The 22,560-nt window shown below is 70.0% G+C and carries 17 protein-coding genes and 3 tRNA genes; 8 read left to right on the top strand and 12 right to left on the bottom strand.

All coding sequences use genetic code 11. The features are described from left to right. Window positions 1-15 precede the first annotated feature (15 nt). The 11 genes from rpoB to BLR95_RS09905 form a co-directional block, all read right to left on the bottom strand. Window positions 16-4,185: a DNA-directed RNA polymerase subunit beta gene (gene rpoB, locus BLR95_RS09955; protein WP_092619215.1), complete on the bottom strand. Its 4,170-nt coding sequence runs from the start codon at window positions 4,183-4,185 to the stop codon at window positions 16-18. A gap of 454 nt (window positions 4,186-4,639) precedes the next feature. Continuing rightward, window positions 4,640-5,023 (bottom strand): 50S ribosomal protein L7/L12, encoded by a 384-nt coding sequence (rplL, locus tag BLR95_RS09950; RefSeq protein ID WP_092619212.1) that lies wholly within the window; start codon window positions 5,021-5,023, stop codon window positions 4,640-4,642. Window positions 5,024-5,177: 154 nt separating this feature from the next. Next, window positions 5,178-5,693: a 50S ribosomal protein L10 gene (rplJ, locus tag BLR95_RS09945; protein ID WP_092619210.1), complete on the bottom strand. Its 516-nt coding sequence runs from the start codon at window positions 5,691-5,693 to the stop codon at window positions 5,178-5,180. Window positions 5,694-6,160: 467 nt separating this feature from the next. Further along, a complete protein-coding gene (rplA, locus tag BLR95_RS09940) occupies window positions 6,161-6,856 on the bottom strand; it encodes a 50S ribosomal protein L1 (protein WP_092619207.1) in 696 nt (231 codons plus the stop codon). 5 nt (window positions 6,857-6,861) lie between these two features. Next, a complete protein-coding gene (rplK, locus tag BLR95_RS09935; protein ID WP_092619204.1) occupies window positions 6,862-7,290 on the bottom strand; it encodes a 50S ribosomal protein L11 in 429 nt (142 codons plus the stop codon). Window positions 7,291-7,493: 203 nt separating this feature from the next. After that, window positions 7,494-8,024 carry a transcription termination/antitermination protein NusG gene (gene nusG, locus BLR95_RS09930; RefSeq protein WP_092619201.1) on the bottom strand — a complete coding sequence of 177 codons (531 nt, stop codon included), beginning with the start codon at window positions 8,022-8,024 and terminating at the stop codon, window positions 7,494-7,496. Between the two features lie 11 nt (window positions 8,025-8,035). Continuing rightward, the gene (secE, locus tag BLR95_RS09925; protein WP_092619198.1) at window positions 8,036-8,233 is read right to left on the bottom strand and encodes a preprotein translocase subunit SecE; all 198 of its coding nucleotides are present in this window, start codon (window positions 8,231-8,233) and stop codon (window positions 8,036-8,038) included. A gap of 193 nt (window positions 8,234-8,426) precedes the next feature. Then, window positions 8,427-8,502 (bottom strand) — tRNA-Trp (locus BLR95_RS09920). A gap of 259 nt (window positions 8,503-8,761) precedes the next feature. Next, complete coding sequence (gene tuf / locus BLR95_RS09915) at window positions 8,762-9,952, bottom strand: elongation factor Tu (RefSeq protein WP_092619195.1); 1,191 nt, start codon at window positions 9,950-9,952, stop codon at window positions 8,762-8,764. A 128-nt stretch (window positions 9,953-10,080) separates the two neighbouring features. Further along, window positions 10,081-10,155 (bottom strand) — tRNA-Gly (locus BLR95_RS09910). A gap of 118 nt (window positions 10,156-10,273) precedes the next feature. Next, a tRNA-Tyr gene (locus tag BLR95_RS09905) sits at window positions 10,274-10,359 on the bottom strand. Between the two features lie 135 nt (window positions 10,360-10,494). On the opposite strand from BLR95_RS09905, the gene rlmB reads away from it, so the two are divergent. The 6 genes from rlmB (at window position 10,495) to BLR95_RS09880 (ending at window position 16,764) form a co-directional block, all read left to right on the top strand. Beyond that, the gene (rlmB, locus tag BLR95_RS09900; protein WP_092619192.1) at window positions 10,495-11,376 is read left to right on the top strand and encodes a 23S rRNA (guanosine(2251)-2'-O)-methyltransferase RlmB; all 882 of its coding nucleotides are present in this window, start codon (window positions 10,495-10,497) and stop codon (window positions 11,374-11,376) included. Continuing rightward, complete coding sequence (locus tag BLR95_RS09895; RefSeq protein ID WP_092619189.1) at window positions 11,373-14,258, top strand: ATP-dependent DNA helicase; 2,886 nt, start codon at window positions 11,373-11,375, stop codon at window positions 14,256-14,258. Before rlmB ends, BLR95_RS09895 begins: the two co-directional genes overlap by 4 nt. A gap of 105 nt (window positions 14,259-14,363) precedes the next feature. Next, on the top strand, window positions 14,364-14,780 hold the full coding sequence (locus BLR95_RS09890; RefSeq protein ID WP_281241295.1) for a tellurite resistance TerB family protein: 417 nt from the start codon (window positions 14,364-14,366) through the stop codon (window positions 14,778-14,780). Further along, the gene (locus tag BLR95_RS09885) at window positions 14,780-15,667 is read left to right on the top strand and encodes an NAD(P)-dependent oxidoreductase (RefSeq protein WP_092619186.1); all 888 of its coding nucleotides are present in this window, start codon (window positions 14,780-14,782) and stop codon (window positions 15,665-15,667) included. The genes BLR95_RS09890 and BLR95_RS09885 overlap by 1 nt, the downstream gene beginning before the upstream one ends. Before the next feature lie 163 nt (window positions 15,668-15,830). Further along, a complete protein-coding gene (locus BLR95_RS15805; protein WP_176787776.1) occupies window positions 15,831-16,004 on the top strand; it encodes a hypothetical protein in 174 nt (57 codons plus the stop codon). A gap of 112 nt (window positions 16,005-16,116) precedes the next feature. Further along, complete coding sequence (locus tag BLR95_RS09880; RefSeq protein ID WP_092619183.1) at window positions 16,117-16,764, top strand: dimethylsulfonioproprionate lyase family protein; 648 nt, start codon at window positions 16,117-16,119, stop codon at window positions 16,762-16,764. Window positions 16,765-16,832: 68 nt separating this feature from the next. Here the strand turns inward: BLR95_RS09880 and BLR95_RS09875 are convergent, their stop codons facing one another. After that, window positions 16,833-18,341 (bottom strand): BCCT family transporter, encoded by a 1,509-nt coding sequence (locus BLR95_RS09875; RefSeq protein ID WP_245689426.1) that lies wholly within the window; start codon window positions 18,339-18,341, stop codon window positions 16,833-16,835. 267 nt (window positions 18,342-18,608) lie between these two features. Here BLR95_RS09875 and BLR95_RS09870 point away from each other — a divergent pair, with 267 nt between their 5' ends. Next, window positions 18,609-19,844, top strand: coding sequence for a CaiB/BaiF CoA transferase family protein (locus BLR95_RS09870; RefSeq protein WP_092619177.1), 1,236 nt, complete (start codon window positions 18,609-18,611; stop codon window positions 19,842-19,844). A 93-nt stretch (window positions 19,845-19,937) separates the two neighbouring features. Further along, a complete protein-coding gene (locus BLR95_RS09865; RefSeq protein ID WP_092619174.1) occupies window positions 19,938-22,406 on the top strand; it encodes a Lon protease family protein in 2,469 nt (822 codons plus the stop codon). Window positions 22,407-22,560 lie beyond the last annotated feature (154 nt).

The following is a 22,560-nucleotide window of genomic DNA, read 5'->3' as shown; positions in this document are numbered from 1 at the left end:
GCGGTCCGGCGCGGATCAGTTGGTTTCCTGGCCGAGGGCCACGTCGAGCCCCAGCGAGCGCATTTCCTTCACCAGCACGTTGAAGGATTCGGGAATGCCGGCCTCGAAGGTGTCCTCGCCGCGCACGATGGCCTCGTAGACCTTGGTGCGCCCGGAGACGTCGTCCGACTTCACGGTCAGCATCTCCTGCAGGGTGTAGGCCGAGCCATAGGCCTCCAGCGCCCACACCTCCATTTCGCCGAAGCGCTGGCCGCCGAACTGCGCCTTGCCGCCCAGCGGCTGCTGGGTGACCAGCGAGTAGGGGCCGATGGAGCGGGCGTGGATCTTGTCGTCGACCAGATGGTGGAGCTTCAGCATGTAGATGTAGCCCACCGTCACCTGACGGTCGAACGGCTCGCCGGTGCGCCCGTCATACAGCGTCACCTGACCGGTGGTGTTGAGGCCGGCCTGGGTCAGCATGGCGTTGATGTCGTCCTCGCGCGCCCCGTCGAAGACCGGGGTGGCGATGGGCACGCCGTTGACCAGGTTGCGGCACAGCTCGGTCAACTCGCCGTCGTTGAGCTCGGTCAGATCCTCGTCGTCGAAGGTCTTGCCGTAGATGCCCTTGAGGCCTTCCAGCACGCCCTCGCGGTCGGCCTGGCCGGCCCGCCAGGCGAGCAGCATCTCGTTGACCTGCCGGCCCAGGCCGCGACAGGCCCAGCCCAGGTGGGTTTCGAGAATCTGCCCGACGTTCATGCGCGACGGCACGCCCAGCGGATTGAGCACCACGTCGACCTGGGTGCCATCGTCCAGGTACGGCATGTCCTCGATCGGCACGATGCGCGAGATGACACCCTTGTTGCCGTGACGGCCGGCCATCTTGTCGCCCGGCTGAAGCTTGCGCTTCACGGCCACGAAGACCTTGACCATCTTGAGCACGCCCGGGGGCAGCTCGTCGCCGCGCTGCAGCTTGTCGACCTTGTTGTCGAAGCGGTCGTTCAAGGCCTTGATGCTGTCCTCATAGGACTTCTTCAGGGCCTCCACCTCGCCCATCACGGCGTCGTCCTCGACCGCGATGTGGCGCCACTGGCCGGGGGTGTACTGGCCCAGGATGTCCTCCGACAGGATCACCCCGGTGGGCATGCCCTTGGGCCCGGCGACCACCGTCTGGCCGAGGATCATGTCCTTCATGCGGGTGGCGAAGCTGCCTTCCAGGATGGCCCGCTCGTCGTCGCGGTCCTTGGCCAGACGCTCGATCTCGGCCCGCTCGATGGCCAGCGAGCGCTCGTCCTTGTCGACGCCCCTGCGGTTGAACAGGCGCACCTCGACCACCGTGCCGGTGACCCCCGGCGGCACCCGCATGGAGGTGTCGCGGACGTCGGAAGCCTTCTCGCCGAAGATGGCGCGCAGCAGCTTCTCTTCCGGGGTGACCGGGCTTTCGCCCTTGGGCGTCACCTTGCCGACCAGGATGTCGCCGGCCTTCACCTCGGCCCCGATGTAGACGATGCCCGCCTCGTCGAGGTTCTTCAGGGCTTCCTCGCCGACGTTGGGGATGTCGCGGGTGATCTCTTCCTGGCCCAGCTTGGTGTCGCGGGCCATGACCTCGAATTCCTCGATGTGGATCGAGGTGAACACGTCGTCGCGGACGATGCGCTCGGAGATCAGGATCGAGTCCTCGAAGTTGTAGCCGTTCCAGGGCATGAAGGCGACCAGCACGTTACGCCCCAGGGCCAGCTCGCCGAGCTCGGTCGAGGGGCCGTCGGCGATGATGTCGCCCTTGGCCACCCGGTCACCGACCCGGACCAGCGGCCGCTGGGTGATGCAGGTGTTCTGGTTGGAGCGCTGGAACTTGGACAGCCGATAGATGTCGACGCCCGGAGCGGCGCTGTCGGTGTCCTCGGTGGCCCGGACCACGATGCGGGTGGCGTCCACCTGCTGCACCATGCCGGCCCGGCGGGCCACCACGGTGGCCCCCGAGTCCTGGGCCACCGCCTGCTCCATGCCGGTGCCCACGTAGGGCGCCTCGGCGCGGATCAGGGGCACCGCCTGACGCTGCATGTTCGAGCCCATCAGGGCGCGGTTGGCGTCGTCGTTCTCGAGGAACGGGATGAGCGCCGCCGCCACCGAGACCAGCTGCTTGGGCGAGACGTCCATGTAGCTGATCTCTTCGGGGTTGACCATCTCGTAGTCGCCCCCCTTCCTGACGCTGATCAGGTCGCCGACGAAGCGTCCTTCGGCGTCCAGCTCGGCGTTGGCCTGGGCGATGGTGTGGCGCCCTTCCTCCATGGCCGACATGTAGATCACCTCGTCGGTGACCTTGCCGTCCACCACCTTGCGGTAGGGGCTTTCGATGAAGCCGTACTGGTTGACCCGGGCATAGGTGGCCAGGCTGTTGATCAGCCCGATGTTGGGCCCTTCCGGGGTCTCGATGGGGCAGATCCGGCCATAGTGGGTGGGGTGCACGTCGCGCACCTCGAAGCCGGCCCGCTCGCGGGTCAGACCGCCCGGGCCAAGCGCCGACAGGCGCCGCTTGTGGGTGATCTCCGACAGCGGGTTGGTCTGGTCCATGAACTGCGAGAGCTGCGAGGAGCCGAAGAACTCGCGCACCGCCGCCGCCGCCGGCTTGGCGTTGATCAGGTCGTGCGGCATGACGTTGTCGATCTCGACGCTGCTCATGCGCTCGCGGATGGCGCGCTCCATGCGCAACAGGCCGACCCGGTACTGGTTCTCCATCAGCTCGCCGACCGACCGCACCCGGCGGTTGCCCAGGTGGTCGATGTCGTCGATCTCGCCGCGGCCGTCCTTCATCTCGACCAGGGTCTTGATGATCGACAGGATGTCGTCGCGGCGCAGCACCCGCATGGTGTCGGGCACGTCGTCGTTGGAGATGTCCAGGCGGGCGTTCATCTTGACCCGGCCGACCGCCGACAGATCGTAGCGCTCGGGGTCGAAGAACAGGCCGTGGAACAGCGCCTCGGCGGTTTCCAGGGTGGGCGGCTCGCCCGGGCGCATGACCCGGTAGATGTCGATCAGGGCCTCTTCGCGGCAGCTGTTCTTGTCGGCGAACAACGTGTTTCGGATGTAGGGCCCGACGTTGACGTGGTCGATGTTCAGGGTCGACAGCTCACTGAGCCCGGCCTTGTCCATCTCGGCCAGGACCTCCTCGGTGATCTCCTCGCCGGCCTCGGCGAAGACCAGACCGCTCTCGGCATCGATGATGTCCTCGCCGGCGTAACGGCCGATCAGCTCGTCGGCCTCGACCCGGCGATAGGCCATGCCGCCCTCGGCCAGCCGGCGCAGCTGACGCGGGCTGAGCTTGGCGCCGGCCTGGGCCTTGACCTCGCCGCTGTCGGCGTCGATCAGGTCGGTGACCAGCTTCTGGCCGCGCATGGCCTCGGCATCGAAGGGCGTCTTCCAGCCGCCGGCGTCGCGCACGAAGCTGACCCGGTCGTAGAAGTACTCGAGGATGTCCTCGCCCCCCAGACCGACCATCTCGGTCGGGTCCAGCGACTCGCCGGCCTCGCGGCGGGCCAGGGTGGCGTCGTTGTCCAGGGCATAGAGCAGGGTGGTCACCGGCAGCTTGCGGCGCCGGTCGATGCGCACGTAGACGAGGTCCTTGGCGTCGAACTCGAAGTCGAGCCAGGAGCCGCGATAGGGGATCACCCGGGCGGCGAACAGGTACTTGCCGCTGCTGTGGGTCTTGCCCTTGTCGTGGTCGAAGAAGACACCCGGCGAGCGGTGCATCTGGCTGACGATGACGCGTTCGGTGCCGTTGACGATGAAGGTGCCGTTGACCGTCATCAGGGGCATGTCGCCCATGTAGACGTCCTGCTCCTTGATGTCGCGCACCGAGCGGGCGCCGGTGTCCTCGTCGACGTCCCACACCAAAAGGCGCAGGGTCACCTTCAGGGGCGCCGCGAAGGTCAGGCCGCGCTGCTGGCATTCCTCCACGTCGTACTTCGGCTCTTCCAGCTCGTAGCGCACGAACTCAAGCTCGCCGCGACCGGAGAAGTCCTTGATCGGAAAGACCGACTTGAACACTTCCTGAAGACCCGAGTCGGTGCGCGCCGGGGCCTCGATGCCGGTTTGCAGGAAGGTGTCGTAACTGGCCTTCTGCACCTCGATGAGGTTGGGCATGGGGACCACGGAAGGGATGCGCCCGAAGTTCTTGCGAACGCGCTTGCGACCCGTAAAGGACTTGGCCATGTCGGTCCTCTTCACTGTTTCGGCCCACCGCGACCGCGCCGCCACGCCGCCCCGCCAGGGGATCGGGGAACGGCGGCGAGCGGGGCGATGGTGCCCACGTCGATTCTGTGCCCCAGGCCCGCCCCGCCGGCCCGGCTTGACGGGCGCTTGGCGGGCGGGCGGATCGGGGCCGCCCCGGGCGTCCGCGGCCTCTTTGGCCGGGCATCCACGGGCGTCCTCTGCCGCCACCCCGGGGCTTCGGGAAACGGGGCGGCGGTCCGGAAAAGGGCCCCTCGGCCCTTCCCCTTGACGGTCATCCGACACCGATATCCCCCGCCCCGCTTCCGCTCCCCGCCGGGCCGGTGAAACCGGGCGGCGGACGCCGAAGCAGGACGGAGGACGGTCTCGGTGTGGGCGACGGGGGGCGGCCGACGCTGGCCGGCCGCCCCCCGCTCAACCACGGGCAGGCGACGCCTTACTTCACCTCGACGGTGGCGCCAGCCTCTTCCAGCTTCTTCTTCAGCTCGGCGGCCTCGTCCTTGGAGACGCCTTCCTTGACCGGCTTGGGCGCGCCCTCGACGAGGTCCTTGGCTTCCTTCAGGCCGAGCCCGGTGATGGCGCGGACTTCCTTGATGACGTTGATCTTCTTGTCGCCGGCCGCGGCCAGGATGACGTCGAACTCGGTCTGCTCCTCGGCCGGGGCGCCGCCGGCGTCACCGCCAGCCGCGGCCACACCAGCCACGGCCACCGGAGCGGCGGCGGAAACGCCCCACTTCTCCTCGAGCATCTTCGACAGCTCGGCGGCTTCCAGCACGGTCAGGTTGGACAGCTCGTCGACCAGCTTTTCCAGATCAGCCATGGGTCAAAACTCCTGGGTCAGTTTGTGATTTGAGGGTTCATCAGGCGCGGCGCCAGGGCCTTGCGGTCGAAACGGTGCCGCGCCGGGATCGGGGTCAAGGAAATCGGGGGTCGATCTCCGTGTCGGGTCGCCATCAGCCAAGAATTCACCGCGCTCAGGCGGCGTCCTTCTCCGAGTAGGCATGAAGGACACGGGCCACCTGGCCGCCGGGCGCCTGAAGCACGCCAGCGATGCGGGTGGCCGGGGTCTGGATCATGCCGACCAGCTTGGCCCGCAGTTCGTCCAGCGACGGCAGCTTGGACAGGGTCTCGATGCCACTGGCATCCAGCACCTGGCCATCCATCGCCCCGCCAAGAATGACCAGCTTGTCGTTCTTCTTGGCGTAGGTGGCACAGACCTTGGCGGCCGACACCGGATCATCCGAGAAGGCAATCGCCGTCGGTCCGGTGAACAGGTCGCTCAGGCCCTCGAACTTCGAGCCCTTCAGGGCCAGCTTGGTGAGCCGGTTCTTGGTGACGCGGAACCCGGCACCGGCCTCGCGCATCTGGCCACGCAGCGTTTCCAGGTCGCGCACGGTCAGGCCCTTGTAGTGGGCCACCGCGACGAAGGAACGCGACGCGAACAGATCGCTCAGCTCGGAGACCAGGGATTCTTTTTCCGTACGGTTCACGAGTGTCTCCGCTGGTTCTTTGCGTCTCCGCTCAGGTTGGTATCGAGCGTCGGGCCTGCCCGGCCCACCACCCGACCCTGCCGGGGCGGTAACGGTGAGCCGCGCCGGCCGACGCCGGCGGTCCACCCGCTGCCGGTCCCCGTTGCCAGGGGCCGGACCGGGCGTGCTCCTAAAACGAACCTGCCCGGGAAAGAAGAGACGCTCCGACCGGCCCGCCCCGCGCTGCGCGGCGAAGCCACTCCGAAACCCTCAAATCTCCCCGTCTGCGCAGGCGGCAACTCCGTTACCCCGGGACGCCGCCGCCCCTTTCCCGAAGGAAAGGAGAGGCCCAACGCCCGGGACCTGCGGTCTCGGACAGGTCGGCGGGAAACCCCATACCCAAACGGGCCTCCCGCCTGCCCCCGCCGCCCGCGCCCTTTTTCAAGGAAGCGGCCGGCGGGTATCTTGATCAGCGCGTCGACCGGGCCTCAGCCCAGGGCGCTCTGCACGTTGACCTTCACACCCGGGCCCATGGTCGAGCTGAGCGAGGCCTTCTTGAAGTAGGTCCCCTTGGCGCCCGAGGGCTTGGCCTTGTTGAGGGCGTCGAAGACCGCCTTGACGTTGTCGACCAGGGCTTCCTCGGTGAAGCTGGCCTTGCCGACGCCGGCGTGGACGATGCCCGCCTTCTCGACCCGGAACTGCACCTGACCGGCCTTGGCGGCGCGCACCGCACCGGCCACGTCCATGGTCACCGTGCCCAGCTTGGGGTTGGGCATCAGGCCGCGCGGGCCGAGGATCTTACCCAGCCGGCCGACCACGCCCATCATGTCCGGGGTGGCGATGCAGCGGTCGAAATCGATGGTGCCGTCCTGGACCGTCTTCATCAGGTCCTCGGCGCCGACGATGTCGGCCCCGGCCTGCTCGGCCTCGGTCGCCTTGTCGCCCTTGGCGAACACCGCGACGCGCACCGTCTTGCCGGTGCCGTGCGGCAGCTCGACCACGCCACGCACCATCTGGTCGGCGTGGCGCGGGTCAACACCCAGGCTGATCGCCACTTCCACCGTCTCGTCGAACTTGGCCGAGGCATTGGCCTTGACCTTGGCCACCGCCTCGGAAACCTCGAGCAGGGCCTTGGTGTCGATGGCCTCGTAGGCCGCCTTCAGTCGCTTGCCGATTTTCGCCATGATCGTTACTCCGCCACCTTGAGGCCCATCGAGCGGGCCGAGCCCATGACCATGGCCAACCCCGCCTCTTCATCGGCGCAGTTGAGGTCGGGCATCTTCTGGCGGGCGATCTCCAGGCACTGCTCGCGGCTCACCTGACCGGCGCTGTCGCGGCCCGGGGCGCTGCCGCCCTTCTTCAGGCCGGCGGCCTTCTTCAGGAAGTAGGAGACCGGCGGGGTCTTGGTGATGAACGAGAAGGTGCGATCCGAATAGGCGGTGATGACCACCGGGATCGGCATCCCCTGCTCCATGTTCTGGGTGGCGGCGTTGAACGCCTTGCAGAACTCCATGATGTTCAGACCGCGCTGACCCAGCGCCGGACCGACCGGCGGCGACGGGTTGGCCTGACCGGCCGGGATCTGCAGCTTGATGTAGCCGGCGACTTTCTTTGCCATGGCTCTTTCTTGTCTACCTCGTGATCAAGGCCCGCCGCGCATCCCCGAGAAGGGGCACCCGGCGGGCGGGGTTTGAGGCCCGCGGTTCAACGGCCGACGCCCGCGTCAAGCGGCGTTGCGACCTCCCACGGCATTGATCCGGCCCGGCGGCGCCCCGACGGGGCGGCCCGGCGGCCGGCGGGCCCCGGTGGCGGGCTTGGCGATCAAGCCTTCTCCACCTGGGTGTACTCAAGCTCGACCGGGGTGGAGCGCCCGAAAATGGACACCGACACCTTGAGCCGCGCCTTCTCTTCGTCCACATCCTCGACCAGACCGTTGAACGAGGCGAAGGGCCCGTCGCAGACCCGCACCTGCTCGCCGACCTCGAAGGAAATGGACGGTTTGGGACGGTCGATGCCCTCCTGCACCTGATGCAGGATGCGCTCGGCCTCGGCCTGGCTGATCGGGATCGGCCGGCTGCCGCCGCCCAGGAACCCGGTCACCTTGGGAGTGTTCTTGACCAGATGCCAGGTCTGGTCGGTCATTTCCATCTTCAGCAGCACGTAGCCGGGGAAGAACTTGCGCTCCGACGAGACCTTGGAGCCGCGGCGCACCTCGACCACTTCCTCGGTCGGCACCAGGACCTCCTCGAACATCTCGCTCATCGCCTGCTGGGCGGCCTGTTCGCGGATCGACTGGGCGACCTTGTTCTCGAAGCCGGAATAGACGTGAAGGACGTACCAACGGGCAGCCATCGCTTAAGGCCTCATCCACCAAGGCCGAAGAGCAGCTTCACCACCCAGGCGATGAGCTGATCGACGACCAGAAAGAACAGCGCCGCCAGCGTCACCATGATGAAGACCATGGTGGTGGACAGCGTGGTTTCCTTGCGCGACGGCCAGGTGACCTTGGCCATTTCCTGGCGCACCTGACGGACGAACTGCCCCGGATTGGTCCTTGCCATGGGAAGCGTCTTTTCGACCTCTAGAAAGAGTTCAATCAAGAAAGCGAGGCCCACCGACGCCGGCCCCCTTCGAAGAACGGGCCGACGCGGGCGGGCTCGCCTGCAAAAAGTCGCGACGTCGCGGCGCCGGGGCGCCCTCAAAGCCGCCGTCTTCAGACCCCGCCGGCCGCCGTCGCGGCGCCAGGGCGGCGCCTGGCAGGGGTGGAGAGGCTCGAACTCCCGACACCCGGTTTTGGAGACCGGTGCTCTACCAACTGAGCTACACCCCTGCATTCGGCGCCCACGGCCGCGCCCCCTTGGAGGACCGCCGCCCGGGTTGCCTCGGACCGTCGGCCCGCCTTCCAGCGCCGTCCACGTCAGGTCCCGTGCCGGATGGACCGGGATGCCGAATGGCTTGACTGGCTCGGGCGGCAGGCTGGAGGCGGAGGGTATACCCGGCCCGAGGCTCGGGATCAACCCATAATTCGCCCCGCCCCGCCGGTCGCCGCGCGCGCGGCTGTTCGGCGGGGCGGAACGCCGCCGTTGGCCCTACTCGATGATCGAGGCGACGACGCCGGCGCCGACGGTGCGGCCGCCCTCGCGGATGGCGAAGCGCAGGCCCTCGTCCATGGCGATCGGCGCGATCAGGTTCACTTCCATCGAGATGTTGTCGCCCGGCATCACCATCTCGGTGCCCTCGGGCAGACCGATGGTCCCGGTCACGTCCGTCGTGCGGAAGTAGAACTGCGGACGGTAGTTGGAGAAGAACGGGGTGTGACGCCCACCCTCTTCCTTGGTCAGGATGTAGCACTCGCACTTGAACTTGGTGTGCGGGGTGATCGACCCCGGCTTGGCCAGAACCTGGCCACGCTCCACGTCGTCGCGCTTCACGCCACGCAGCAGCGCGCCGATGTTGTCGCCCGCCTCGCCCTGATCCAAGAGCTTGCGGAACATCTCAACACCCGTGCACACCGTCTTCGTGGTGTCCTTCAGGCCGACGATCTCCACTTCCTCGTTGACCTTCACGATGCCCCGCTCAACACGACCCGTCACCACCGTGCCACGACCCGAAATCGAGAAAACGTCCTCGATCGGCATCAGGAACGGCTGGTCCTTCGGACGCTCCGGCTGCGGGATGTACTCGTCAACCGCCTTCATCAGCTCAAGGATCGACTCCTTGCCGATCTTCGCGTCGCCGTCCTCCAGAGCCGCCAGCGCCGAGCCCTTCACGATCGGAATGTCGTCGCCCGGGAACTCGTACGAGCTCAGAAGCTCGCGAACTTCCATCTCGACCAGCTCAAGAAGCTCCTCGTCGTCAACCTGATCAACCTTGTTCAGGTAAACAACCAGCGCCGGAACACCAACCTGACGGGCCAGAAGAATGTGCTCGCGGGTCTGCGGCATCGGGCCGTCGGCCGCCGAAACCACCAGGATCGCGCCGTCCATCTGCGCCGCACCCGTGATCATGTTCTTCACATAGTCCGCGTGGCCAGGGCAGTCCACGTGCGCGTAGTGACGGTTCTCCGTCTCGTACTCAACGTGCGCCGTCGAAATCGTGATCCCGCGCGCCCGCTCCTCAGGAGCCTTGTCGATCATGTCGTAGGCCGAAAAAGTCGCCCCGCCGGTCTCCGCCAGAACCTTCGTGATCGCCGCCGTCAGGGTCGTCTTGCCATGGTCAACGTGACCAACCGTCCCCACGTTGCAGTGCGGCTTGCTCCGCTCAAACTTTGCCTTGGCCATCGTGTCTCATCCGCCTCTATTGCCTGGAAAAAAACCCGTCACGCGACGTCACTTCAAGAGGATCGCCCGCCGACCGCTGGCGTCGGGGTCGCCCGCCGGGTGTCGCCCCGCCGCCAAGGGCGTCGGGTTGGAGCGGGCGATGGGAATCGAACCCACATCACCAGCTTGGAAGGCTGGGGCTCTAGCCATTGAGCTACGCCCGCGACCGGCACCCGTCATACCAAGAGGGTCGCCCCCACCCGCCCCGGCCGGTCCATCCCAGCCTTCCGGGAGGGCTGGGGCCAGGTCAGGGGAAGGGGATGCGACCCCGCGAAACGATGTTGGTGGAGGGGGTAGGATTCGAACCTACGTAGGGAAAACCCGACAGATTTACAGTCTGTTGCCTTTGACCGCTCGGCCACCCCTCCGGGTTCCGCGAAACCGGCCCTGCCGGCCGCGGAAGGCAGCACATAGGCGGTCCGGCCCGGCCTTGTCAACCGGGAAAAAGCCGACTACGCCTGAGCCAACCACCCCACGCCCCCCTTCAAGCAGGAGCCTCCCCCATGGCCTCCCGGCCGCCGCCCCGCCGCCGCCCCCGCCCGCCCGAGGCGTCTTCCGCCGCCCCGGCCAAGCCGCCCCGCGCCCCGGGGCCGCGCCGCCCCACCCCGCCGCTCGACGACGGGCCGAACGCGGTGTGGCTGTTCGGCCACCACGCGGTGGCCGCCGCCCTGGCCAATCCGGCCCGGCGCTGCCTCGCCCTGCTGACCACGGTCGAGGCGGAAGCGAACCTCCGGGCCGAGCCCCTGCTGGCCGACCTCGACCCGGCCCGCTGGCCCGAGGTGAGCCGGGTCGAACGGGCCGATCTCGACCGCCAGCTGCCGCCCGGCACGGTGCACCAGGGGCTGGCCCTGAAGGTGCGCCCGCTGCCCGCCCGGGCCCTCGACGAGGTGGCCGAGCTGGCCGCCGCCGCCGAGGCCGCCCGGCCCGGCGCCAACCTGCCGGTGGTGGTGCTCGACCAGGTCAGCGACCCGCGCAACCTGGGCGCCATCCTGCGCGCCACGGCGGCCTTCGGCGGGCTGGCCGTGATCGTCCAGGACCGCCACTCGCCGGGCGAAAGCGGGGTCTTGGCCAAGGCCGCCTCGGGCACCCTGGAGACGGTGCCGCTGATCCGCGCGGCCAATCTGGCCCAGGCCCTGGAGGGGCTGAAAAAGCACGGCTTCTGGGTCGCCGGGCTGGACGCCCGGGGGCCGGTGGCGCTGGCCTCGGCCGGGCTGTCGGGGCGCCTTGCCCTGGTCCTGGGGGCGGAAGGGGCGGGCCTGCGGCGGCGCGTCGCCGAAACCTGCGACCATCTGGTCAAGCTGCCGATCAGCCCGCGGGTGGAAAGCCTCAACGTGGCCACGGCGGCGGCCGTGGCCCTTTACGAACTGGCCCGGGAGACCCCGTGACCCCGTCCCCGCCAGCACCCACGCCAGCACCAGGACGCCGCCGCCTGCCCGATGCCCCGGTGCTGGCCGTCGGCCTGACCCACGGGGTGCTGGTCTGGCCGGGCGGCGAGGTCGAGGACCTGCGCCCCGGCCCGGCCGCCGGGCGCCGCCTGAAGAACCTGACACCGATCCTCTGCCATCGCCAGATGGCGGCGCGGCGCCTCAAGGTCGATCCCTTCCCGGCCCACGACCTGCTGGAGCTGTTCGCCTTCGTCCACCCGGCCCGCTTCGCCGCGCCGACGCCGCGCGGCCTGGCCCGCGCCCTGGCCCTGCCGCTGCCGCCCGACGACGATCTGGGCGAGCAGGCCCTGAGCTTGGTCGAGGCCACCCGGACCCTGCTCGACAGCCTGATCGCCCTGCCCCCGGCGGCGCACCGCGAGGCCCTGGGCTGCCTGTGGCCGCCGGCCTGGGCCGGCTGGTCGTGGGCCGGCCCGGTGGGGGCGGCGCTGGGCGCTCCCGACGAGGTGCCCCACTCCTCGGCCCTGACGCGGGGCCTGAGGATCTGGGAGCGCCTGCCCGAGGTCGGCGAGCACGCCCCGCCGCCGCCGCCCGGCGCCCATCCGGTGCCCCCCGAGGCGGCCGCCGACCGTCTCGCCGACCTGCTCGGCCCGGATGCCGAAAGCCGCCCCCAGCAGGTGGCCTATGCCGAGGCCGCCTGCCACGCCTTCGCCCCCCGCGACCGCGAGGACGAGCCCCGGGTGCTGCTCGCCGAGGCCGGCACCGGGGTGGGCAAGACCCTGGGCTACATCGCCCCGGCCAGCCTGTGGGCCGAGGCCAACCAGGGCGCGGTGTGGATTTCCACCTACACCCGCAACCTGCAACGCCAGCTCGATGGCGAACTGGACCGGCTGTGCCCCGATCCGGTGGAAAAGGCGCGTCGGGTGGTGGTCCGCAAGGGGCGGGAAAACTACCTCTGCCTGCTCAACCTGGAAGAGGCGGTGCGGCGCCTGCCGATGAGCCCGCAAAGCGCCCTCGGGCTGACCCTGATCGCCCGCTGGGCGCGGGCCAGCCGCGACGGCGATATGGTCGCCGGCGACCTGCCCGGCTGGCTGATCCCGCTGCTCGGCGGGCGCCCCCTGATGGAGCTGGCCGACCGGCGCGGCGAGTGCATCCACGCCGCCTGCCCGCATTACAACCGCTGTCTGGTCGAACGCGCCGTGCGCCGGGCCCGGCGGGCCGATCTGGTGGTTGCCAACCACGCCCTGGTGCTGGTCCAGGCGGCGCTCGGCGGGCTGGACGGCGAGGCGCCGCCCCGGCGCTATGTGTTCGACGAGGGGCACCACCTGTTCGCCGCCGCCGACTCGGCCTTCGCGGCCCATCTCAGCGGCCAGGAGACGGCCGAACTGAGGCGCTGGCTGCGCGGCGCCGAGGCCGACACCACGCGCTCGCGGGCGCGCGGGCTGAAGCGCCGGGCCGAGGACCTGATGGTGGCCGCCGACGGGGCCGACCACGGCCCGGCCGCCGACGCCCTGGCCCAGGCCCTGGCCGCCGCCCGGGTGCTGCCCGGCCCCGGCTGGGGGGCGCGGCTGGCCGGCGACGCCCCGGACGGCGCCACCGAGCACTTCCTGACCCTGGTCCGCCGTCAGGTCTATGCCCGGGCCCCCAATGCCGACAGCCCGCACGACCTGGAGTGCGAGACGACGCCGCCGATCCCCGGGCTGATCGCGGCGGCGACCGAGCTGGCGGCCGGCCTCGATGGCCTGATCGCGCCGCTCACCGCCCTGGTCCGGCTGCTGCGCCGGACGCTGGCCCAACAGCCCGGCGAAACGCCCCGCGAAGACCCCGGGACAGCCCCCTGGGAGTCCCCTCGGGAACCCCCGGAAGCCGCCCTGCGCCAGCGTCTGGAGGCGCTCATCCGAAGCCTCGAGCGGCGCGCCCTGATGCCGCTTCAGGCGTGGCGCGACATGCTGGCCGCCCTGTCGGCGCCGCAGCCGGCCCGCTTCGTCGACTGGATGGCGGTCAATCGCCTGGAGGGGCGCGACATCGATGTCGGCCTGCACCGCCACTGGCTGGACCCCACCGAACCCCTGGCCCGCGAGGTGCTGACCCCGGCCCACGGGGTGCTCATCACCTCGGCCACCCTGCGCGACGGCTCGGGCGATCCGCAAGCCGACTGGGCGGCGGCCGAGGCGCGCACCGGCATCCCTCACCTGCCAGCCGCCGTCACCGGTGCGCCCGATGGGCCAACCGGCACGGTGCGCCGCGCCGCCCTGGCCTCGCCCTTCGACTACCCCGAACGGACCCGGGTGATCGTCGTCACCGACGTGCGCAAGGACGACCTGGACCAGGTGGCGGCCGCCTACCGGGCCCTGTTCCTGGCCGCCGATGGCGGCGGCCTGGGACTGTTCACCGCCATCTCGCGGCTGCGCGGGGTCCACGCCCGCCTCACCGCGCCGCTCGAGGCGGCCGGCCTGACCCTTTATGCCCAGCACGTCGACGCCCTCGACCCGGCCACCCTGGTCGACATCTTCCGGGCCGAGGAACGGGCCTGCCTGCTGGGCACAGACGCCCTGCGCGACGGGGTCGACGTGCCCGGCAACGCCCTGCGCCTGGTCGTCTTCGACCGTGTCCCCTGGCCGCGCCCGGACATCCTGCACAAGGCCCGCCGCGCCGCCCTGCCCGAGGCCGCCCAGCGCCGGGCCCACGACGACATGATCACCCGCCTGCGCCTGAAACAGGCCTTCGGGCGGCTGATCCGCCGCCACGACGACCGGGGCGTCTTCGTGCTGCTCGACCCGATGATGCCCTCGCGGCTGTTCGGCGCCTTCCCCGAGGGGGTGACCCCCGAGCGCCTCAGCCTGGCCGAGGCGACCCGGCTGACCAGCGATTTCCTGGCCCCTTGATCTCCTTTCCGGTTGTCTATCCTTTCCGGTTGTTCTTGGGGTCGCCGGGGCGGCGGGGTTAGAGTGGAACCATCCGCGGTATTTTTTTCGAAGGAGTGCAAGGGCGTGAGCGCGTCAACCATCCGTCCCGAGGAAGCCTTGATCTATGCCATGGTCATCGCCTCGGCGGCCGACACGGACATGAGCGAGAAGGAGTTGCGGCTGATCGGCCGGCTGGTCCAGACCCTGCCGGCCTTCGCCAACTTCGACCCGGAAAGCCTCAGCCGCGTGGCCGGCGACTGCGCCGCCCTGCTCGACGACGACGAGGGGCTGGACCGGGTGGTCGACATGATCGCCCGCGCCCTGCCCCCCCGGATGCGCGAAACCGCCTATGCCCTGGCCTGCGAGACGGTGGCGGTGGACGGCACGGCGCACCAGGAGGAGTTGCGCCTGCTGGAAATCCTGCGCCACCAGCTGGACGTCGAGCGGCTGGTCGCGGCGGCCATCGAGCGCGGCATCGCGGCCCGCTACCGGGCCCTCTGATGACCCCGCTGGCCGGCCACTCGGTGGGGGTCGTCGGCATGGGCCTGATGGGCCGGCCGATGGCCCTCAACCTGTTCCGGGCCGGGGCCAAGGTGGCCATCGCCAGCCGCTCGCCGGGGCCGGTGCGCAAGCTGGCCGAGGTCGGGCTGATGGGCCTCGACTGCCCGGCCCGGGTCGCCGAGGCGGCCGAGGTGGTGATCCTCGCGGTCAGCGACACCCCGGCGGTGGAACAGGCCGTGCTCGGCCCCGACGGGGTGCTCCAGGGGCTGGCCCCGGGCGGGCTGGTCATCGACATGGGGACCACCGAGGTGGCCGCCACCCGGCGGCTGGCCGAGCGGGTGGCGGCGGCCGGCGGCAGCTTCATCGATGCCCCGGTGTCTGGCGGCACGGTGGCCGCCGAGGCCGGCAACCTGATCATCATGGCCGGCGGCGAGGCCGAGGCGATCGCCCGGGCCCGCCCGATCCTCGAGGTGCTGGGCGAGCGCTTCACCCACCTCGGCCCGGCCGGCGCCGGGCAGGTCGCCAAGGCGGCCAATCAGGTCATCGTCGGGCTGACCATCGGCGCCGTCGCCGAGGCCCTGGCCCTGGCCCGCGCCGCCGGGGTCGATCCGGCCCTGGTCCGCGAGGCGATCATGGGCGGTTTCGCCGATTCGCGCATTCTCGCCCTGCACGGGGCGCGCATGGTGACCGACCGTTTCGAACCCGGCGGCAAGGTGACCACCCAGCACAAGGACCTCGACCAGGCCCTGGCCCTGGCCGCCCAGTCCGGCATCGAGCTGCCGGCCACCGCCCTGACCCGCGACCACTACGCCCGCCTGATCGAGCGCGGCCTGGGCGAGTTGGACCATTCGGCCCTCTACAAGCTGTTCGGCGACACGGCCGACTGAACCTTCCTCCCTTTGGCCTCCCCCCTTTGACCTTCCCCCTTTGGCGGATTTTTCCCCGACCGGTGGAACCCACCGCGGCGGCCGGGCGTTGTCGGGGTGGCAGCCGGCGGAACGCCGCCCGCCGCCACCCCTTTTCCCGGCAACCCACAGAGGGAGGATTGTCATGCGCAAGACACTCACCGCCCTGGCCGTTGCCGCCGGAACCACCGGCCTAGCGACCATGCCCGCCATCGCGGCCAACCCCTACGATCAGGTCGACGGCGCGTGGATCAGCCTGGACGGCACCATCGCCCAGGCCACGCCCGACGCCTTCACCCTGGACCACGGGAACGGCTGAGCCGAAACCAGCCGCGAACGCCCCGTTCCGACCCGTTCACCCGCCCCCCGCCGGCGGCCCGGGTGCCTGTGCCAACCCCTTCCCGACCGTCCGCCCCAAGGTTGCGTCCGCCATGTCCCGCCTCGCCGATCATCCCGACTGGGCCTACCTGTTGCGCGAGGTCGATGGCATCTACCGCCGTGGCTCGGCCGGCGGCAGCGCCCCCATCCGGGCCCACCAGCGCCAGGTCCGCGAGCGCCTGAACCGCGTCGTCCAGGGCAATCCGCCGGTGGCCGAGGCGGCCCCCGCCGACCAGCCGGTGGTGGCCCATCTGGGCCGCGCCCTGGACCGGGCGGTGGATGGGCCGTTGGCCGCGCTGGCCCGGGCGGTCGGGCGCATCGCGCCGCGTCTCGACTGGCGGCTGGGCTACCGGCGGCCGCCGCCGGCCCTGGCCCGGCGCTTCGCCTATACCGAGGTGCTCGGCCCCAACGGTCCGGTGATCGCCGAGCCGCTGACCCTGGGCATGGTCCTGCTGGCCCCGGGCACCACCTACCCCCAGCACCACCACCGCGACATCGAGGAGAGCTACATCTCGCTGACCGGGGCGTGGTCGGAAAACGACGCGGCGGTCCACGCCCCGGGCTCGTTGATCCTCAACAAGGTCGGCGAGACCCACCGGCTGACCGTGGGCGACCACGAGCCCTGCCTGCTGGCCTACGCCTGGATCGGCCCGCCGGAGCGCCTGGCGGCCCCGGAGATGCGGCTCGGGCGGGGCGGATAGGCCACAAAAAAGGGGGGCCCGGCCGGCCCCCCTCTGGTGGTCGTCTTGGATAGGAGCCAGGGACTGCCTCAGCGCTCGCCCAGGACCATCTTGCGCTCGTGCTCCAGGCCCAGGTAGAGGGCCACGCACATGGCGATGAGAACCAGGGTGAAGGGCAGGCCGACGGTGATCGCCGCCGCCTGAAGCGCCCCCAGGGCATCGGCCCCGCCGCCGAACAGCAGGGCGCCGGCGACCACGCCCTCGATCACCGCCCAGAAGATGCGCTGCGGCACCGGGGCGTCGAGCTTGCCGCCGGCGGTGATCGAATCGATGACCAGCGAGCCCGAGTCCGACGAGGTGATGAAAAACACCAGGACCAGGAAGATGGCCAGGAACGACACGATGCCGGTCAGCGGCAGGTTGTCGAGCATCTGGAACATGGCCAGCTCGACCGCATCCAGGCCACCGGCCAGGGCGCCGATGTTGTTCTGGATCTGCTCCAGCGCGGTGCCCCCGAAGGCGGCCATCCACAGCAGGGTGACCAGGGTCGGCACCAGCAGCACGGCGGTGATGAACTCGCGCACCGTGCGCCCGCGCGAGATGCGGGCGATGAACATGCCGACGAAGGGCGACCAGGAAATCCACCAGGCCCAGTAGAACACCGTCCAGCCGTGATAGAACTTGTCGTCCTCGCGGCCGATCCAGTTGCTCAAGGGGATCAGGTTCTCGAGGTAACCCAGGCCGGTGGTCCACATGGTGGCGAAGATGGTCGCCGTCGGCCCGACCACCAGGACGAACAAAAGCAGCAGCCCGGCCAGGCTCATGTTGATGTTGGAAAGCAGCTTGACCCCGCCATCGAGCCCCCGGACCACCGAGATGACGGCGATCGAGGTGACCCCGACGATGATCCCCACCTGGGTGGTGATGCCGTTGGGCAAGCCGAACAGGAAATGCAGGCCGGCCGCCGCCTGCTGGGCCCCGAAGCCGAGCGAGGTGGCCAGACCGAACAGCGTGGCGAGCACCGCCACCACGTCGATCAGGTTGCCGAACCAGCCCCACGAGCCATCCTTGATCAAGGGATAGAAGGCCGAGCGGATGGTCAGCGGCAGGCCCTTGTTGTAGGCGAAGAAGGCCAGCGACAGCGCCACCACGGCATAGATCGCCCACGGGTGCAGACCCCAGTGGAACATGGTGGCGTTCATCGCCATGCGCGCCCCTTCCGGCGTGTTGGCGGCGGCGTTCAAGGGCGTGCCCCACCAGTCGGTGAAATAGGCGGTCGGCTCGGCGACGCTCCAGAACATCAGGCCGATGCCCATGCCGGCGGCAAACAGCATGGCGAACCACGACAGGGTGGAGAACTCGGGCACCGCCTCCTCGCCACCGATGCGCACCTTGCCCACCGGCAGGACGATCAAAAGCAGGCAGAAGACCACGAAGATGTTGGCGCCGACCATGAACAGCCAGTCGAAGTTGTTGATCGACCAGCCCTTGGCGCCGTCGAACACCTGCTTGGCCTGCTCCGGCATCATGATGGTGCCGACGACGAAGAAAATAACCAGAAGGGCAGAAACCCAGAAGACGGGGTTGTGAATATCCATCCCGAATTTCTGAATATTATCTTGCCCCACTTCGTATTCGGTATTGTATGTATCAGGCATGAATGCCTCCTGATTGTGGGTGGGGACGGCCAAAGCCGCCTTGAGCTTCCTCAGGAAAGCGAAGGGCGGTCTTTCTTCCACATCCACCGGCGGATTTCAAACCCCCACAAGATGACGGTTCATTTTCAGGCGGCCATGGGCTATCCCCCGGGGAGGCCGCGAGAAATCCGCCGCCCGTTCCGCCCCCGAACCGAGAAGCACCCGACCATGACCGACACCCCCGCCCCCGCCGGCCCGCTGGCCGGCCTCAAGGTCCTCGATCTGTCCCGCGTGCTGGCCGGACCGTTCTGCACCCAGACGCTGGCCGACCTGGGGGCCGAGGTGATCAAGATCGAGCGCCCGGGCAGCGGCGACGACACCCGCGCCTGGGGGCCGCCCTTCCTGAACGACGGCAGCGGCGCCGACAGCCGGGAGAGCGCCTATTTCCTGTCGGTCAACCGCAACAAACGGTCGCTGGCGGTGGATCTGGCCCACCCCGACGCGCCGGCCCTGATCCGCCGCCTCGCCGCCTCGGCCGACGTGCTGGTGGAGAACTTCAAGGTCGGCGGACTGGCCCGCTACGGGCTCTCCTACGACGACCTCAAGGATGAATTCCCGGGCCTGATCTACTGCTCGATCACCGGCTTCGGGCAGACCGGCCCCTATGCCCACCGGGCCGGCTACGACTATCTGGCCCAGGGCATGGGCGGCATGATGAGCCTGACCGGGCCCACCGAGGGCCCGCCGACCAAGGTCGGCAACGCCAACGCCGACCAGTTGACCGGCCTCTACGCCGCGGTCGCCATCCTCGCCGCCCTGGACCACAAGCGGCGCACCGGGCAGGGCCAGCACATCGACGCCAACCTGCTCGACAGCCAGATCGCCTGGCTGACCTATCAGGCCCAGAACTGGCTGGTCTCCGGCCAGCCGCCGGGGCGGCACGGCAACGGGCACCCCAACATCGTGCCCTACGACACCTTCCAGGCCTCGGACGGCCACCTCATCCTGGCGGTCGGCAACGATGGCCAGTTCCGCCGCTTCTGTCAGGTGGCGGGGCTCGACGGGCTGGCCGACGACGCGCGCTTTGCCACCAACCCGGCGCGGGTCGCCAACCGCTGGGAGCTGGACGCCCTGATCCGCCCCTGCATCGCCGGCCGCACCCGGGCCGAGTGGCTGGCCGACCTGGAGGCGGCCGGCGTGCCCTCGGGCCCGGTCAACGCCATCCCCGAGGTGTTCGCCGACCCCCACGTCAAGGCGCGCGGCATGACCGTGGCCATGGACCATCCGGCCAGCCCCGAGCCGGTGACCCTGGTCGCCAACCCGCTTTCCCTGTCGGCCACCCCGCCGACCTACCGCCGGCCGCCGCCGCGCATCGGCGAGCACGGCCGCGAGGTGCTGGCCGAGGCCGGGCTGTCCGAGGCCGAGGTGAACCACCTGATTGCCCAGGGCATCATCGCCGGCTGACCGGCGTGGCGGTGGACACCCGGCTGGCGGTTTGTCACTGTGACCGAAACCCTGTGACCGATGGGTCCATTCGATCAAAAGGCGTTCCCCTCCATGCCGGTTTCCCCGCTGCCGCCGGACAGGCTCTATGTGGCCTGCGACCCGGCCGACCTGCCCTTCGCCACCACCGCCGAGTTGCCCGACAGCGACGCCCCGGTGGGCCAGGATCGGGCGGTCGCCGCCCTGACCTTCGCCATGGGGATGGCGGCCGAGGGCTACAACCTGTTCGCCCTGGGCATCCAGGGCACCGGCAAGGAAAGCCTGGTCCGCCGCCATCTGGCCGAGCTGGCCGCCGCCATGCCGGGGCCCGACGACTGGTGCTACGTGCACGACTTCGCCCAGCCCCACCGGCCGCGCGCCCTGTCGCTGCCGCACGGCCGGGGGCGCCCCTTCGCCCAGGCCATGGCCGCCCTGATCGAGGACATGACCGTGGCCCTGCCCCGGGCCCTGGACAGCGAGGCGGTGGCCCACCGGCGCCAAGCCCTGGAGCAGGAGCTGAAGGCGCGCCAGGAGGCCGCTTTCGGCGACGTGCAGAAAGCCGCCACCGAGCATCACCTGACCCTGGTCCGGCTGTCCTCCGGGCTGGCCCTGGCGCCGCTCGGCGAGGACGGCGAGGTGCTGGCCGGCGACGCCTTCCAGAAGCTGCCCGAGGCGCGCCGAGAGGCCCTGAAGCGCGACATGGCCCGGCTTCAGGAGCAGCTCGACCACCTGCTGCGCCAGATGCCGCGCTGGGAGCGCGATACCCGGCGCAAGGTGCGCGCCCTGGAGCGTCAGGTCGCCGCCGAGGCCCTGGACCACCTGATGGAGGACCTGAAGGCCGAGATGGCCGACCTGCCCCAGGTGCTGGAGCACCTGGACGCCGTGACCGCCGACATCGTCGACAACCTGCGCGAGGTGCTGCGCGGCGAGGCCGAGGGCGAGGCCCTGCCCGCCGCCCTGGCCAGCCAGCCCGGCGGGCCACTGGCGGCGCTCCGGCGCTACCGGGTCAACTGTCTGGTCCACCACGCCGACGGCGACACCGCCCCGGTGGTGGTCGAGGATCACCCGACCCAGCCCAATCTGGTCGGCCGGCTGGAGCACCTCCAGCACTTCGGAGCCCTGATCGCCGACTTCAACCTGATCAAGCCGGGCGCCCTGCACCGCGCCAACGGCGGCTTCCTGGTTCTTGAGGCGCACAAGGTGCTGGCCCACCCGTTCGCCTGGCAGGACCTGAAGCGGGCCCTCAAGGCGCGGGAAATCCGCATCGAGCCGCCCGGTCAGGCGAGCGGCCTGCTGCCCACCTTAAGCCTCGACCCGCAGGCCATTCCGCTTCGGGTCAAGGTGGTGCTGCTCGGCGAGCCGATGATCTTCTACCTGCTCTCCGAACACGACCCCGACTTCCGCGAGTTGTTCAAGGTGGCCGCCGACTTCGACTACCGGATGGCCCGCAGCCCGGCCAACACCCGCGCCCTGGCCGGCCTGCTCGGCACCATCGCCCGGCGCGAGGGCCTGAAGCCGCTGAGCCGCGACGCGGTGGCCCGGGTGATCGAGCACGGGGCCCGGCTGGTCGAGGACCAGGGCAAGCTGACCACCCACATGGCCAGCCTCGCCGACCTGATGCGCGAGGCCGACCATCTGGCCGGCCTGGAAAACGCCGCCACCGTCGGTCAGGCGCACATCGAGGCGGCGCTGAAGGCGCAGATCGCCCGCCTCGATAGGGTGCGCGAGCACATCCAGGAGGAGATCGAGGAAGGCACCGTGCTGATCGCCACCTCGGGCGCCGAGGTGGGGCAGGTCAACGGGCTGACCGTGATGCAACTGGGCACCACCCTGTTCGGCCGCCCGGCCCGCATCTCGTGTCGGGTCCGCATGGGGCGCGGCGAGCTGATCGACATCGAGCGCGAGGTCGATCTGGGCGGGCCGCTGCACAGCAAGGGGGTGATGATCCTGTCGGCCTTCCTGGCCGCCCGCTTCGCCGAGGACACCCCGCTGTCGCTGTCGGCCAGCCTGGTCTTCGAGCAGTCGCACGGGCCGATCGAGGGCGATTCCGCCTCCACCGCCGAGCTGTGTGCCCTGCTCTCGGCGCTGGCCGAGGTGCCACTGGCCCAGGGGCTGGCCATCACCGGCGCCGTCGACCAGACCGGCCGGGTGCAGGCCATCGGCGGGGTCAACGAGAAGATCGAGGGCTTCTTCGACATCTGCGCGGCGCGCGGCCTGAGCGGCGACCAGGGGGTGATCATCCCGGCCAGCAACGCTCGCCATCTGATGCTCAGGGCCGACGTGGTGGAAGCCTGCCGGGACGGCCGCTTCGCCATCCACCCGGTGGAGACGGTCGATCAGGCCATCGAGACGCTGACCGGACTGCCGGCGGGCGAGCGCCAGGACGACGGCGGCTATCCGGCCGGCTCGGTCAACCGCAAGGTGGCGGCCCGCCTCGCCGCCCTGCACCGCCGCCAGCGCCAACTGTACGGCGAAGCGCCGGACCCGGCGCGCGGCCGCCGCCTGGGCCCGCGCGAGGAGGACAAGGCGGCCGATCCGGGTTAGAGCACGTCGCGGTTATATGGGGGCGCTTTGTGCCCCCATATAACCGCGAGGCCGTGCTCTAGAGCGGTGAGCCTTTAATCTGACGCATATCCGGCGTGCTTGAGGTAGTTCCAGCATTCGTCTGGAGTGTAGAGGTCGCAGATATCGCCGAGGG

The sequence above is a fragment of the Roseospirillum parvum genome (assembly GCF_900100455.1).
GTDB classification, from domain to species: domain Bacteria; phylum Pseudomonadota; class Alphaproteobacteria; order Rhodospirillales; family Rhodospirillaceae; genus Roseospirillum; species Roseospirillum parvum.
This window is presented reverse-complemented; position numbering and strand designations above follow the sequence as displayed.

Bases quoted from the DNA above. Each gene is read 5' to 3' on its own strand.
- BLR95_RS09875 (WP_245689426.1), bottom strand. From the start codon at position 18,341: ATGGATATTCACAACCCCGTCTTCTGGGTTTCTGCCCTTCTGGTTATT.
- BLR95_RS09865 (WP_092619174.1), top strand. From the start codon at position 19,938: ATGCCGGTTTCCCCGCTGCCGCCGGACAGGCTCTATGTGGCCTGCGAC.
- rplK (WP_092619204.1), bottom strand. From the start codon at position 7,290: ATGGCAAAGAAAGTCGCCGGCTACATCAAGCTGCAGATCCCGGCCGGT.
- rplA (WP_092619207.1), bottom strand. From the start codon at position 6,856: ATGGCGAAAATCGGCAAGCGACTGAAGGCGGCCTACGAGGCCATCGAC.
- BLR95_RS15805 (WP_176787776.1), top strand. From the start codon at position 15,831: ATGCGCAAGACACTCACCGCCCTGGCCGTTGCCGCCGGAACCACCGGC.
- rplL (WP_092619212.1), bottom strand. From the start codon at position 5,023: ATGGCTGATCTGGAAAAGCTGGTCGACGAGCTGTCCAACCTGACCGTG.
- rpoB (WP_092619215.1), bottom strand. From the start codon at position 4,185: ATGGCCAAGTCCTTTACGGGTCGCAAGCGCGTTCGCAAGAACTTCGGG.
- nusG (WP_092619201.1), bottom strand. From the start codon at position 8,024: ATGGCTGCCCGTTGGTACGTCCTTCACGTCTATTCCGGCTTCGAGAAC.
- BLR95_RS09880 (WP_092619183.1), top strand. From the start codon at position 16,117: ATGTCCCGCCTCGCCGATCATCCCGACTGGGCCTACCTGTTGCGCGAG.
- tuf (WP_092619195.1), bottom strand. From the start codon at position 9,952: ATGGCCAAGGCAAAGTTTGAGCGGAGCAAGCCGCACTGCAACGTGGGG.
- rlmB (WP_092619192.1), top strand. From the start codon at position 10,495: ATGGCCTCCCGGCCGCCGCCCCGCCGCCGCCCCCGCCCGCCCGAGGCG.
- BLR95_RS09885 (WP_092619186.1), top strand. From the start codon at position 14,780: ATGACCCCGCTGGCCGGCCACTCGGTGGGGGTCGTCGGCATGGGCCTG.
- BLR95_RS09870 (WP_092619177.1), top strand. From the start codon at position 18,609: ATGACCGACACCCCCGCCCCCGCCGGCCCGCTGGCCGGCCTCAAGGTC.
- secE (WP_092619198.1), bottom strand. From the start codon at position 8,233: ATGGCAAGGACCAATCCGGGGCAGTTCGTCCGTCAGGTGCGCCAGGAA.